This is a genomic window from Pedobacter psychrodurus (assembly GCF_032678585.1).
Taxonomy (GTDB): Bacteria; Bacteroidota; Bacteroidia; order Sphingobacteriales; family Sphingobacteriaceae; genus Pedobacter; species Pedobacter psychrodurus_A.
In genome coordinates this window covers 1-15,879 of the sequence record NZ_JAVTSN010000053.1, presented here as the reverse complement: position 1 = coordinate 15,879, position 15,879 = coordinate 1, and the positions used below count along the sequence as shown (strand labels likewise).

Here is a 15,879-nt window from a genome sequence, read left to right as displayed (position 1 = left end):
AACAATTTCCAATACAGTGGAGAATGAACAGATCCTTTTAAGATTTAAGCATTTTTTTAGTACAAGCGTTTGATCCATGAGCACAAAAACAAACAAAAATTTAATTATTAATACTAATTAATACTACAAAGATAAACAATTCAAAACGAAGCAAAAATTTCTTCAATTTTAAACTAAAAACCCTTTACATACATAAATCCATCTTAACAAGATTAAAAATTCAATTTTTAAGGCAAAAACCTAAATATTTTTCTATTTTTCTAGCAAAAAACACAATAAAAAAATACTTCAATCCATATAAAATCAATCAATTACAAAAATAAATCTGTAAATTAACCCCTAATTAATATTAACCCAATATGGGGCGCCTTCTTTTGTATTTAAAATTTAAATAAGCCATATAAAGAAGCATGATTGAAATTATTAACAATAATTTGTTCATAAAATTCATTTTTTAAATGAAAAGTTTGGTCGCCCTATAAGCGTCTGTTCAGTTCGTTCATTTATGAGTTTTTAAAACAATTTGACTTAATCAATTCGTATATTAGTCTAATTAATCATACACACTAATCGCAGCGCTAAAAACCTGTGTTATTGCGTATTACGGCCGGCATAAAGAACCATTATGTCCCGGTTAATCATCCACCAAACAGAAGAAGTAGAATCAAAATCCAAAGCCATGAACAAACACGCCATTATTGCAGTAACTCCTTTCGAAATCCCTGACAGTAAATTGGTTTTTAATTTACAAAAAGCAGGTTGCTTTCCGGTTCTCAGTCTTGGGCATAATATAGCCGAAGCCGAAAAGGCACTCCATTCACTTGTAGTATCGGGTATTTCAGATTTTGGGATGAGCATCAATTCAGCTGCATTAGCCAACATTGATCTTCCTGCTCGGGTAAGTTTAATTATTGCGCCATTTGATCTTGTCCTAAAAAACAAAACAGCTATAAAAATCATCCGTCAGGTGTACGATCTTCAATCGGCACTGACAGCACAAGCCAATGGTGCGGACGGAATTATCGTAAAAGGAAATGAAGGTGCCGGCCGTGTGGCTTACGAATCGTCATTTGTACTTTTCCAACGGATTATTAAAGAAATTACAAATATTCCTGTTTGGGTTCAGGGTGGTATAGGTATTCATACAGCCGCTTCTCTAATGGCTCAGGGAGCAGCAGGAATTATATTGGATAGTCAACTCGCGCTATTTCCAGAAAGCTCGACCCCCGAGGATCTGAAAACAATATGTGGTAAACTCAGTGGAACGGAAACAAAGCTGATCGACAACTGCCGCGTATTGGTACGGCCAAATTCACCTACACTGGCTGAAGATATAGACTACACTGGCCTTCAACAATACTTCAAAGGTTACGACCTGGAAAGCAACTACCTCCCGATGGGGCAGGATATTAGCCTGTCTATTGATCTGGTAAGCAAATACAAAAAGCTTGACAAATTGGTTTTTGGGATAAAAGAAGCCATTTATGGTCATTTAAAACAGGCCAAAGCCATTAATGTAATTAAAGCGAATAATGCACTCGCTCAGGACTTAAACATCACCTACCCTATTGCACAGGGTCCAATGACCAGGGTAAGCGATGTAGCGCCATTTGCAGATGCAGTTTCTGAAGCTGGCGCCTTATCATTTATTGCGCTATCCCTACTCAAAGGAGCATCAGCAAAAAACCTGATCGAAGAAACCAAAAAACTGGCTGGCGAAAAAACCTGGGGTGTTGGTATTTTAGGTTTTGCACCGCAAGAATTAAGAGATGAGCAACAGGAATATATTTTAAATGCCAAACCTCCGGTTTTATTAATTGCTGGTGGAAGGCCATCACAGGCTAAACCCTTTGAAAAGGCGGGCATCAAAACCTTTTTGCATGTGCCATCTGCTTCTCTTCTAGATATGTTTTTAAAAGAGGGAGCTAAACGTTTTGTGTTCGAAGGCCGCGAATGTGGCGGTCACGTTGGCCCGCTATCGAGTATGGTATTGTGGGAAAAACAGATCGAACGTTTATTAAAAGAAGAAAATCCCGAAAGCATCAGCGTTTTCTTTGCGGGTGGTATTCATGATGCTTTTTCTACCGCGTTTATTTCGGTAATGGCCGCTCCGTTAGCAGCCAAAGGAATGAAAATTGGTGTGTTAATGGGCACTGCGTACCTATATACCAAAGAAGCTGTAAGCACTGGCGCCATTTTGGATAAATTCCAACAGGAAGCGATGCAGGCAAACGAAACTGTTCTGCTTGAAACTGCTCCAGGGCATGAAACCAGATGTTTAAACTCCTCATTTGCCACTTTTTTTAATCAGGAAAAACTGAAACTCCAGGCCGAGGGAATGGATAAAAAAGAAATCTGGGCCAAACTGGAAACACTGAATGTTGGTCGTTTGCGTATTGCTGCAAAAGGAATTGAAAGACGCGGCGATGAGCTTGTAAAAATTGAAGAAGCTGAGCAAACAGACCTGGGCATGTACATGATCGGTCAGATTGCACCCATGCATAAAGAAGTAATGTCGCTACTCGATCTTCATCAGGATGTAGCCGACCATAATTATACACATATTTTAGACGCCACACTTTCATCACCTCCTGAAAACAAAGCCAAAGCATTGGATATTGCCATTGTAGGTATGGCCTGTATTTTCCCTGGAGCTAAAAACCTCGAAGAATATTGGCGTAACATTATTTTAGGAAAAGATTCGGTAACCGAAGTGCCAGATGAAAGATGGAACAAAGAATTGTATTACAATCCCGAATCAACTGCCGGCGATATGTCGCACTCCAAATGGGGCGGTTTTATCCCGAGGATAGATTTTGATCCTCTGGAATTTGGCATTCCACCGCAGTCGCTTGCCGCTATAGAGCCCACCCAACTGCTTACCTTAATGGTGGCTAAACAGGCGATGCAACACGCAGGTTATGCTGATGGCGGTGTTGATAATGAAAATGTTTCGGTAATTATTGGCGCCGAGGGTGGAAACGATCTGGCCAACAGTTATAGTTTCAGAGGTTTTTACAAGCAGGTTTTCGGCGAAATGCCTGCCGAAGTAGATGCGGTATTGCCAAAAACAACAGAAGATTCGTTCCCGGGTATTTTGGCGAATGTAATCTCTGGAAGAATCACCAACAGGTTAAACCTGGGTGGCAGAAACTTTACCGTAGATGCAGCCTGTGCCTCATCTTTGGCTGCGATTGACCTGGCCTGTCAGGAATTATTTTTAGAGAAATCGGATATGGTTTTGGCCGGTGGAGCAGATTTGCACAACGGCATTAACGATTACCTGATGTTTTCGAGCACGCATGCACTTTCTAAAAAAGGAAGATGTGCCACTTTTGATGCTGAAGCGGATGGAATTGCCCTTGGCGAAGGCATTGCCATGATCGTTTTAAAAAGATACGACGATGCATTACGCGATGGCGATACCATTTACTCTATTATTAAAGGTGTGGGTGGCTCAAGCGATGGAAAAAGCCTTGGTTTAACGGCTCCACGTAAAAACGGACAGGTAAATGCACTGGAAAGGGCTTATAGTCAGGCCGGGATTACCCCTTCATTGGTTGGCCTGGTAGAAGCGCATGGTACAGGAACCGTAGTAGGCGATAAAACAGAGATCAGCGCGTTAACCGATATGTTAAATCAATCGGGCGCAACTGCCGGGCAAACGCATTTAGGCTCTGTAAAAACGCAGATCGGCCATACCAAATGTGCCGCCGGCATTGCAGGATTAATCAAAGCATCCTTATCAGTTTACCACGGCATTAAACCACCAACCATCAACTTAAAAACACCAAATAGCTTCTACAACGCTAAAACAAGTCCATTCGCTTTCCATACGGAAGCTGGTTTATGGATGGAAGAAAAACGATATGCCGGCGTAAGTGCCTTTGGCTTTGGAGGAACAAATTTCCATGCAGTATTGGAAAGTGCGCAGAATACCGAAAACACAAATTCAATCTTAAAATCGTGGCCATCAGAACTTTTTGTTTTCAGAGGCGATACGTATGAGGAAGCGAAAAACCGCGTAATTTCTGTAAAAAACCTTTTAGAATTGAACGATCAGATCGAACTGAAAGATATTGCATACACTTTAGCCACTGCTGATGCAAAACCTGTTCAATTGAGCATTGTTGCCAACCATGCAGAAGACCTGGTGATGAAAATCGATCTTGTTTTATCTGGCGTAGAAAGCAAAGACACCTACCTTACCCATAAACAAGAGGGCAAAGTTGCTTTTATGTTCCCGGGGCAAGGCAGCCAGCGCGTAAATATGGCCAGAGATCTTTTCGTGGTTTTCCCTGAAATGAGAAAACTATTGAAAGCTTATCCTGAATACGAAAAAATCCTTTTCCCAAATACCGTATTTAATGATGCCGATGCAAAAGCACAAAAGGAACGCATTAAAGATACCCGCATGGCACAACCGCTATTGGGTATTGTTGATCTGGCCATTGCCAATTTCTTAAAATCATTGGGCATCGTTCCTGATATGATTGCCGGCCATAGTTATGGCGAATTACCTGCACTTTGTTTTGCAGGTGCTTTTGAAGAAGATGATTTGGTTCATTTAAGTGCCGAAAGAGCGCAATCTATCTTAAATGCCGTAGAAAACGGCGATCCGGGTACCATGCTTGCTGTGAGTGCAAAACAGGAAGATCTTGCGCAATATCTGGGTGGTATCAAAGACGTTTATCCGGTTAACTTTAATGCACCAACGCAATGTGTAATTGCGGGCAGTACTGCAGCCATTGGTCAATTGGCAACAGTATTAAAAGAAGCTAAAGTATCTTTCCGTCCGCTTGAAGTGGCTTGCGCTTTCCATAGTCCTTTGGTAGCCAAATCGAAACAGCTTTACCAAACAGTATTATCTGGAGTAAACTTCAGTAATCTAAAAATTCCGGTATGGTCTAACACCACGGCAAAAGAATATCCTGTTGAAGCTGCCTTAGTTAAAGAACGTTTAACCGATCATTTGATAAAACCAGTTTTTTTGTTGATGAGCTAAGGAATATGTATCACGATGGAGCCCGGGTTTTCGTAGAAGTTGGTCCAGGCAAGGTATTAAGCGGTTTAACCAAATCATGTATCGGTAAAGATGAAGTGATTTTACACACCGAAGATCAGGGCCAGAACAAACTCAGCAATTTGTTGGGCACACTGGCTGGTTATATGGCTACAGGCCGCGAAATCAAGCTCGAAAAATTATTCGAAGGCCGTTCAGTTAAAACCATCAAACTGGATGAACCTGCTATCTATAAAAAAAGTCCGGCAATCTGGTACGTGAACGGTCAACATGCTGTTCCATCAACCGGTAAACTTCCGGCAAATGGTGCATCCCCTATTATAAAACCGATTATCCTTATGAATAACACCTCTACATCAACTGAAAATCAGCAGGTTAATGGCTCAGCCAAAGACTTGATGATGCAGGAATACCTGCACAGCATGAAAATGCTGATTCAGGCACAACGCGATGTGATGCTTTCCTTTTTAGGACATGCGCCCGCAATGCCTTCACCAATCATTAACCAGCCCTTAACATCATATCAGGCACCGCAACCAGCCCGGATTGAAAATCAGATTACGGTAAAACAGGAAGTGCCACAGGCACAAACTATCGAAGTAATCACACCTGCAGTTGCACAAAAAGACTTAAAACTGGTGCTTTTGCAGATTGTTAGCGACAAAACGGGTTATCCACAGGAAATGCTGGGCATGGAAATGGATCTTGAAGCTGATTTGAGCATCGATTCGATTAAACGCGTAGAAATTATCGGTGCTTTGCGTACCGAACTGGGTGGTTTCTCTCAACTGAACCTTCCGGAAGATAAAATCATGGAGCAGCTTGCCGGACTTAAAACTTTAGCTAGTCTAATAAACTGGATTACAGAAAATACCGAACAGCCAAAGGCGGTTAGTACCCCTACTCCGGTAGCAACAAGCCAGGCTGAACCTGTAAAATTTTCCTTGGATCAGTTAAAATCGGCCATTCTTGATGTGGTGAGTGAAAAAACGGGTTATCCAAAAGAAATGCTGGGCATGGATTTAGATCTTGAAGCGGATTTAAGTATCGATTCGATCAAAAGAATGGAAATTATTGCCTCGATTAAAGAAAAAATCGGTTTTGGTGCACAAAGCGATCAGGCTGATGATTTAATGGAAAAACTGGCCGCAATCAAAACCTTAAATGCCCTGGTTAACTGGATTGCTGATGTTGAAGCAGAAAGCTCGGAGGTGCTTACAGAAGCAAAAAAGCTTATTGAGGAGAGCATCGATGATCAAACGGTTAAAGAAAAATTATCCCGCTTAAGATTCGAGCTAACTCCTGCTGCACTGACCATTACCGAAGCAGCCATTTTAAAAGGACAGCGTTTTGCCTTAACTGATGATGGTGGAGGTCAGGCGATCAAAATCAAAAAAGTGTTAGAAAAACATGGCGCCATTGCCGATCTGGTGAGTTTTGAAGATTCATTGGATGGTTATCAAGGCCTCATCATTCTGAACATGTTCGAAGCACAACAAAAAGTAGGCATACTCGATCATTTCGCCACCATTAAAAAATTAAACTTTGATACCGTAAAATGGGTATACCTGATCGCGGATACCAAACAATATTTTAACGACCAATCGGATATTTCTTTCTTAAGAAATTATCAGGGTTACTCGGGTTTCTTTAAAAGTTTAGACCGCGAATACGAGCATACCAAATGCCGTTTCATCAGTCTGGAAACCGCCATGTCTCCTGATGAGATCACGAACATGACTTTGAACGAAATCCTGAATCCGGATAAACCTTCGGAGATCATTTATAACGACCACAAAAGGCACATCATGGAGTTGGTACCGCATCAGTTGAGTACCGAAACCGATGCACATATCCACTTGGATAAAGATGCTGTAGTGATGGTTTTAGGTGGCGCACAAGGCATAACGGCCGAGCTCACGATGCATTTCGCAAAAGATTATCCTTGTAAATATATCCTGGTGGGCCGTTCGGCTAATCCGATTGCATCCGCAAACGAAGCCAGTTCTTCGCTCACCACCAAAGATGAGATCAGACAATATTTGATTAAACAGGGTGTGATCAAAAAACCTGCAGAAATAGAACAGGAAACCAATCGGATTTACAAAAACAATCAGATTTTACGCTGCATCGCCACGTTAGAAGAAGGAGGCTCTACCGTAGTTTATGAATCGCTGGATCTTAAAGATGAAGAAGCCTTAACCCGTTTGATCAACCAGGTGTATAAAGATTATGGCCGTATTGATGGCGTAGTGCATGGTGCGGGTTTATTGGAAGATAAACTCTTCCACAGCAAAACTTCCGAATCATTCGGACGTGTTTTCGACACCAAAGTAACCCCTTTAAGGGTACTTGCAGAGCAATTGCGACCAGAAACTCAGTTTGTGATCCTGTTCTCCAGTATCGCTTCTGTTTACGGAAACCGTGGACAAACCGATTATGCCGCAGCAAACAGTGTGATGGATAAATATGCCTGGGCCTTAAAACAGAAAATCCAGGGCAAGGTAATGGCCATTAACTGGGGCCCTTGGAAAGGTGCTGGTATGGTTTCGCCAACATTGGAGAAAGAATACCAACGCAGAGGAATTGCTATGATTCCTCTACAGGATGGCATGGAAACATTCTTGAACGAACTTAAATATGGTAAAGAAAGCCAGGTATTAATCATGGCCGGAAACACCTGGACGTAAAACCACTTAACTACTAGAGATCGAAAGCCCATAGGTTTTATGACCGACAAATCTATTACTATAAGCCACAGATTTACAGATTGTAAGTAATCTGTGAATCTGTGGCAAAAAATAAAAATTTGCAGAAAAGAAAGTCTTGCACCGAAGGTGCATATTTCAATTGACGAATAAGACGAATGAAGAAAAGCGATGTAGCAATTATTGGAATGTCATGCATTTTTCCGGGAGCGAAAGATATGCAGACCTTTTGGGAGAACATTATCAACCGGGTAGATTCTACGCAACAGGTTCCTGCGGATCGGATTGATCCTGTACATTTTGACAAAAACTTAACTGGCGTAGATCGTTTTTATTGCAACCGGGGTGGCTTTATTCCTGATCATCACTTTGACCCACAGCGGTTCGGGATTTTACCACTGGCTGTTGAAGGTACCGAACCCGATCATCTGCTAACCCTAGACCTGGTTCATCAGGCACTGGAAGATGCTGCTGTTTTTGAAAAAAAATATGCCCTCGATAAAACAGGGATCATTATTGGCAAAGGCAATTACGTAGGTCCTGGGGCAACCCGCGCCATCGAAATCGTAAGAACCGGCGAGCAGATTTCAAGTGTATTGAAAGATTTGATGCCACAGCTTACCGAAGCGGAGATAGATAAGGTAAAACACGAATTTCAATTGCGAAAAGGCCGTTTCAGTGCCGATACGGCAATGGGATTGATTCCAAACTTAGTGGCCTCGCTGGTAGCCAACCGCCTTAATTTAGGCGGATTAGCTTTTACCTTAGATGCTGCATGTGCCAGTTCACTTATTGCGGTTGATCATGGCGTGCAGGAACTGAATAGTGGCCGTTGCGATATGATTATTGCCGGCGGCGTACATTTAGGTCAGAATGCGGCCTTCTGGAGTATTTTTTCACAACTCGGCGCTTTATCCAAACAGGAAAAATTTAAACCTTTCGATCAAAATGCCGATGGATTGATTATAGGCGAAGGCTGTGGTTTTGTGGTACTTAAACGCCTCGAAGATGCCATAAGGGATCAGGATAAAATCTATTCAGTAATTAAGGGCGTGGGCATAAGCAGCGATGGAAGCGGTACAAGCGTGATGAGTCCATCGGTTAAAGGCCAATTAAAAGCCATTACCGAAGCCTGGAAAAATGCCGGATTAGAAAGTAAAAATATTGGCTATTTAGAAGCCCATGGAACAGGTACACCACTTGGCGATAAAACAGAAGTAGAAACCTTAAAACAATTTTTCGGACAGGATGCCGATCTGCCCAAAGCAGGTATTGGTTCGGTTAAATCAAATATCGGCCACGCCATGCCCGCTGCAGGTATAGCTGGTTTAATTAAATCGAGTTTAGCACTTTATCATGGCATCATCCCGCCTACCTTACATTGTGATGAACCCGTTGCGCAACTGGCAGAAACCCGTTTTTCGGCAGTACAAAAAGCGATAGACTGGAACCAATCGGGTTTGCCAAAACTGGCTGCCGTAAATGCATTTGGTTTCGGTGGCATTAACGCCCATGTGGTATTAACCGCTTACGATACCCCTAAAAAAGATGAGGTATTGGTGATTGCAAGGCCAAGCCATGAGGCTTTGATCCAATCGCTTGAAAATGGCGACTATAACATTGGGAATGGCAATTTCCGCTTGGTGTTATTTAACCCCAGCCCTGAGCGGATTAAAAAAGCCTTAAAAATTGTCGCTAAAAATTCTCCATGGAGAAACAAACAGGATATCTGGTATACCAATACACCCTTATTGGCAAATGATGGTAAAATAGCCTTTGTTTTCCCGGGTTTAGACGGACTTGCCGGCGGGGAAATTAAATCTGTAGCTGATTATTTCAACATCAGCATCGATGAAAACGAAAAACAGGATGGCCTTTTAAGTGAAGCCCTGAATACCCTGAACAAAAGCAGCATTTTAGATCAGGCGTTAAAGCAATTGGGCGTTAAATCTGACATGAATGCAGGCCATAGCCTTGGCGAATGGCTTGCCGCAAGATCTTCAGAACTGGCAGAAGAAAGTTCGGTCATGAATTTACTGAATGTACTCAATCCTGAAACTTTTGAACTGAAAGATTCGCGCTTTATCGCTGTTGGTTGTGGTTTAGAAATTCTCCAATCGATTTTAGAAAGCATCCCTGATTTATACCTTTCAAACGATAATTGCTCACAACAGGTCATCCTTTGTGGCAGCAAGCCAGCCCTGGATGAACTGGTTCCGATCTTAAAGGTGAAACAGATTTTTCATCAGATTTTACCGTTCCAATCGGGTTTTCACTCTCCTTTTGTGGCCGATAAACTGGGACTGATCCTCGAAGGCATGCAGGATATGCAATTCCGGAAAACCACTACGCCGCTATGGTCGGCTACCACTTTAGAAACTTATCCTGAAGGTTTCGAAGCCATCCGCCAGTTAAGCGCCGAACACCTGATTAAACCCGTGCGTTTCCGTGAGCTTACCGAAAAACTGTATGCGGAAGGTGCACGTGTTTTTATCCAGGTGGGTTCGGGCGGTTTAGTTGGTTTTATTGATGATACCCTAAAAGGAAAAGAAATCAGCACCATTAGTGCCAATGTGCCCATCCGTTCGGGTATTACACAGCTGCAAAGGGTATTGGCGGCACTTTTTGTTGAAGGAAAAGAAATTGGCTTACATTATCTGGGCAATATCAAATCCACTCCCCCACAAAAAAACAAAGGCATTAAACTCGAATTGGGTTCGCCGATTATCCATAACCTACAAACACTTAAAGGTTTAACCATCAAACAAGCTCAACCCGTACAACCTAAAACTTTGGTGGAAGCCAAACATCCGGTTTTACAGGCTTTTAACGAGAATGTAATGGAAATGATCAATATGCAGAGCGAAATGATCGAAATGTTCGAAAATGCAGCTTTGCAGGTCGACCAGCCAAGTAATTGGGCACCTGTTAAACCAATAAGGCAAGCCTTTAGCAAAACGCTTGATGTGAGTCTGGACAACTGTCCTTATCTTATCGATCATTCGCTCCTGAGACAACCAAAAGGCTGGCCTACGGTCGAAGATATGGATCCGGTAATCCCGATGACCATGATTTTTGAGGTGTTTGCTGAAATCGCGAACGCACAATCTCCTGAAGAAAAGGTGCAGAAAATCATGAACATGCGGGTATTCCAATGGATGAATGTGGTTAAACCTTTCCAGGAAACGGTAACCGGCGAATGGAAAGACGAACAAAGGGTTTACCTCAATTTAGAACGTTTTGCCAATGCAGAAGTGCAATTGACTGCGCAGTTAAACCCCGCGCCAAACAGAGCTTTCGATATTGGAAAACTACTGGATATCGACCGTACTTCCGCACAGATTTACGATGCACATATGTTCCACGGACCAGATTATCAGGGCATCAAAAAACTGACCGCGGTTGGCGAAAAAGGCTCATTGCTCGATAATGCGGGTCAATTGTTTGGTTTGTGGCTTCAGCTCACTTTAGAAAAAGATCGCATTGCCTTCCCTGTTAAAATCCAGGAGATCGAATTCTTTGGCGATATGGCCGATCAGACAGGTACTTTCGAATGCACCTGTGTACTCACCGAAATAAACGATGAGTTTGCTACTGCCGATATCGTGATGAAGCGAGATGGCATTACCTGGCTCATTATCTCCGGCTGGCAAAACCGCAGACTGGAAATAGACGAGCCGCTATGGAATGTGTCGATGTCGCCGCTCCACAACCGCTTATCAGAAGAAGTAGCTCCTGGTGTTTTTCTTTTTGGCAACGCTTATTCGCGGGTGGTATCCTGGGATTTTATCCTGAAAAGGTATTTTAACCAAACGGAGAAAAAACACCACAACAATTTATTACCGAATAAAAGAAGAACCTGGATGATCAGTCGCGTGGCCGCAAAAGATGCGGTACGGAATTTATTGAACACACAGAAAAATCAGGCCTGTTACCCGATCACTTTCGAAATTTATTCGGACGAACACCGCAAACCCTATGTTAAAGGTGGTTTAACAGATCATATCAACATCTCTATTGCCCATAAAGGAACTGATGCAGTCGGAATAGCCCGTTTTAACGAACCTGTTGGTATCGATATCGAACATATCGAAGAACGCAGCGCTGGCTTTTTTGATCTTGTTTTTAACGATCATGAAATGGCCCTGCTCCAAAGTCGCGACAAAACCGAATGGGCAACCCGCTTTTGGGTAGCCAAAGAAGCTTATGGAAAATACCTGGGCAAAGGTTTACAGGGCAACCCAAAAGCCTATACCGTAGAAGAAATTAACGGCGAAGAATTACGCATCAATAACATCACAATCAAAACAATCAAACATAAAAACTATATCATCGGATGGACACTATAACTACAAAATTAAGCAGCGAAGAAATTTTCGACCTCATGAAACAATTTATCACCGAAGTAATTGGCGAAGAATTTGTTGAAGAAATGGATATCACCCCTGAAAGTTCTTTCACCAAAGACCTAGAAATGGATAGCATCGAGATTGTATCCTTCTCCGAAAAAATCAAAGCGCATTTTGGCGATCAGATTGATTTTACAGGCTGGTTATCTTCAATGGATTTAGATCAGCTGATCAACTTAAACTTAGGCATGATCATCTCTTATATCGAAGAATGCCAATCCTAACCGTAAACGACAAATCGGTTCACATTCAGGAGCTCAATAAAGAGGCTGCTGAAACCATCGTCCTGGTTCATGGGATGTTCAGTAACCTGTCTGTCTATTATTTTAACATTGCGCCACTACTCGCCACAAAATACCATGTGGTACTCTACGATCTGAAAAGCCACGGCATGAGCGAAAAGGCTTTAACAGGTTATGATCTGGAAAGTATGACTAACGATCTTTTGGCATTAATGGAGGTATTAAACCTGCAGCAGGTGCATTTGGGCGGTTATAGTTTTGGCGGATTGATTGCCTTAAAAATGGCTATCCGTTTCCCGGATCGCATTAACAAACTGGCCATTATTGAAGCACCAGACCCAAATGACGATAAAACAAGGGGTATTATTGATGAGTATAGCCGCGAGTTTCTAGAGCACTACGTCGAAAACTTTACCGATACCACAAAAGTGAAAATGGGCAAACGGCAAATGGAACGCAACCACCGCATGTACGAGTACCTTTTTTATCAAACTTCCATTAAAACAGACATGGAACTGGAAAAAGACTTTTTTGGCAGTCCGGCATTCGAAACCATAAAAAAGAGCACCCTATTGCTGTATGGTACAGATTCCAATTGTCTTAACGCAGGCAAACAGTTAGATAGACTGATTGAAAACACATCGTTAATTGCTGTACCGGGAGATCATAATATCCCGATCCAACAACCATTGGTTATCGCTGAAACATTGTTAAACTTTTTCCAGGAAACATAAAATTAAACACATGGCAAAATTCGTATTCGTTGTTCCTCCCTTAACCGGCCACATCAACCCAACTTTGAGTATGGGTGCAGCTTTATTAGAAAGAGGCCACCGTGTGGCATGGATTACTTTAGATCAATCGCTGGGCGAAAAACTTCCTGAGGGAGGCGAACTGCTTGCGATCAGCTATGATCAAAACGACCAACAGAAAAAAGATTCCGAAAAATACCTCGATATCATCACCAAAAAGATCGTTTATGGCATCGATAGCATCAAATTTTTATACGAAGAGGTTTTAATTCCGCTTAACAGACACAGTTACGAAGGCATTGCCGATTTACTCGATCAGTTTAAACCTGATGTGGTGATTACCGATCATCAGATGTTTGCCGGAGCTATTGCCGCAACCAATAAAAACTATCCCTACGTAACCTCTGTTACTGCGCCAGCAGCCATAAAAGTAATGGACGAACTGCCAAAAGTACACGAATGGGAAGTGAACCAGATTGTGGAACTCCAAAAAGAATTCGGCATCAGTACAACTGGCTCTATTGCCTGCTCTGATCTTGCCACTTTGGTATTTACCTCGCGAGATTTTTTCGGAGAAATGGATTTACCAGAACATTTTAAGTTTATAGGTCCCGTTTTTAACCGTCGCAAAACCACGATTCCTTTTTCCTGGGAAGCATTTCATAACAGCAAGCCTAAAATATTGGTCAGCATCGGTACCACTTTCGATCATGAACACAAGAAAAGTTTTTTTACCAAGGTAATTGAAGCTTTTGGAGAGGAGGATATGCATGTAGTGGTGGTTTCAGACCCGGCTTTATTTGAGCAATGGCCAGCTAATTTTACCGTACAGCGCCAGGTGCCACAACTGGAACTTTTACCGCACCTCGATGCGGTGGTTTGCCATGGTGGACACAATACCGTTTGCGAAACCCTGATGAATGGCTTGCCCATGGTGGTGATTCCAATTGCATATGATCAAAGCCATGTGGCCGGTCGCGTTTTTAGGGTGGGTGCAGGAGAGCGCTTAAATTTTAATCGTTTTAAAGCCAATCACCTTAAAGAAGCCGTAAACAAAGTACTGCAAAACGACAGTTATAAAATAGCTGCAGAACAAATTAAACAATCCTTTATCGAAGCCGGCGGAACAGAAAGCGCTGCCGATTTATTGGAAGCATTAAGCAACAAAACATCAAACGTATTCATCAGTTAAATTATACATTATGTCAAAATTCCTTTTCGTTGTCCCGCCCTTTTTCGGCCATATCAGCCCAACATTAAGTATTGGCGCCAGTTTATTGGCCCGTGGCCATGAAGTAAAATGGCTGGGTATCACACCACTTGCACAGGTACATTTGCCAGAAGGTGGAGAATTTATTTACCCTGAAGAAGATTTGGCTGAGTATGCTGACGAAATACAACGCATTTTAAAAAGTCAGGATGATGGCCCGGCTTGTTCTGGACCAGAGGTGATGAAACTGGCACTCGAAGAAACTTACGTGCCTTTTGCCAAAATGATGATGAAGGGATTAAACAATTTTGTTGATGCCTGGAAACCCGATGTCATCATTAACGACTGTATTACCTTCGCTGGTGCATTAAGTGCACACTTAAAAGGCATTCCCTCGGTTACCACCACTCCTGTACCACCAGATGTAATGGGCGATACGGCAACCAGTGCCCCTAAAATATTCGAATGGCAACAAAACCTGATTAAAGGTTTACAAAGAGAGGTGGGCATTTACAGTGATGATATCCACATCCATTCGCATGAGTTAAATATGGTTTTCACTTCACAGGCCTTTGCAGGTTTTGAAGAAAAGCCACCGCACATGCATTTTGTAGGTCCGGTAAAAGGCCGGCCAAATTTAGCGCCTTTTGATTGGGAACGTTTAAGCCAGGCCACTACACCAAAAATATTTGTTTCATTGGGTACGCTATTGGTTGATATCCGTAAAGAATTTTTCCAGAAACTGATTACCGCTTTCGAAAACCAGCCTGTAACCATTGTGGCTGCAACCAATCCTGACATTTTCGAACAATGGCCTGATAACTTTATTGTAAATGGTTTTGTTCCGCAATCAGAACTGATGCCACATATGGATGCCGTAATCTGCCATGGAGGTTTCAACACCGTAAATGATACGTTCACCAATGGTTTACCAATGTTGATCACGCCAATCGCTTACGATCATTTTCATACCGCAAAATTAATTGAGCAGGCAGGTTGCGGTGTAAGCATCCGTTACAAACGATTACGCATCAGCGATTTAAGAAATACCGTTTTTGAGCTTTTGGAAAACCCAAAATACCGTCAGGCCGCACAAAAAATAAAAGAAACCTTTATCGAAGCGGGAGGTAACGATAAAGCCGTGCAACTACTGGAAGATTTTGCAAAAACAGCACAGGCTGTAGAAGTGGTTTAATTGAGTTGTCAACTTGAATAATACGGTCGCCCGAAAGTTGACAACTCTGGTCATAAATAAGTTGCCAAATTTATTAATACGGTCGCTAAGGACGGTCGTCATGCTGAACTCGTTTCAGCATCTTTCCTGCTATTAGTCCCCCGCGCTTCGGGACAGGATAATGAGCGCAAAAAATAACGTTAAGAGTTGTCAACTTTCATAACCAGTTTGCTAGAAAGTTGACAACTCTGGGCATAAATGAGTGGTCAACTTTAATAATACGGTCGCTAAGGACGGTCGTCATGCTGAACTCGTTTCAGCATCTTCCCTGCTATTAGGATCCCGAAGCTTCCTATCGTGT

Annotated in this window: 7 protein-coding genes; all 7 read left to right on the top strand. The window is 42.3% G+C overall.

What is annotated here, in order from left to right; all coding sequences use genetic code 11:
* Positions 1–625 precede the first annotated feature (625 nt).
* Entirely contained in the window at positions 626–5,005 is a 4,380-nt protein-coding gene (locus tag R2S57_RS25800; protein WP_316847805.1) for a beta-ketoacyl synthase N-terminal-like domain-containing protein, read from the top strand.
* 5 nt (positions 5,006–5,010) lie between these two features.
* Positions 5,011–7,713, top strand: coding sequence for an SDR family NAD(P)-dependent oxidoreductase (locus R2S57_RS25795; protein ID WP_316847804.1), 2,703 nt, complete (start codon positions 5,011–5,013; stop codon positions 7,711–7,713).
* A 176-nt stretch (positions 7,714–7,889) separates the two neighbouring features.
* On the top strand, positions 7,890–12,080 hold the full coding sequence (locus R2S57_RS25790; protein ID WP_316847803.1) for a beta-ketoacyl synthase N-terminal-like domain-containing protein: 4,191 nt from the start codon (positions 7,890–7,892) through the stop codon (positions 12,078–12,080).
* The gene (locus R2S57_RS25785; protein WP_184469132.1) at positions 12,068–12,364 is read left to right on the top strand and encodes an acyl carrier protein; all 297 of its coding nucleotides are present in this window, start codon (positions 12,068–12,070) and stop codon (positions 12,362–12,364) included. The genes R2S57_RS25790 and R2S57_RS25785 overlap by 13 nt, the downstream gene beginning before the upstream one ends.
* Positions 12,352–13,116, top strand: coding sequence for an alpha/beta hydrolase (locus tag R2S57_RS25780; protein WP_316847802.1), 765 nt, complete (start codon positions 12,352–12,354; stop codon positions 13,114–13,116). Before R2S57_RS25785 ends, R2S57_RS25780 begins: the two co-directional genes overlap by 13 nt.
* 10 nt (positions 13,117–13,126) lie before the next feature.
* Positions 13,127–14,326 carry a glycosyltransferase gene (locus R2S57_RS25775; protein ID WP_316847801.1) on the top strand — a complete coding sequence of 400 codons (1,200 nt, stop codon included), beginning with the start codon at positions 13,127–13,129 and terminating at the stop codon, positions 14,324–14,326.
* Positions 14,327–14,336: 10 nt separating this feature from the next.
* Positions 14,337–15,539 carry a glycosyltransferase gene (locus R2S57_RS25770; RefSeq protein WP_316847800.1) on the top strand — a complete coding sequence of 401 codons (1,203 nt, stop codon included), beginning with the start codon at positions 14,337–14,339 and terminating at the stop codon, positions 15,537–15,539.
* Positions 15,540–15,879 lie beyond the last annotated feature (340 nt).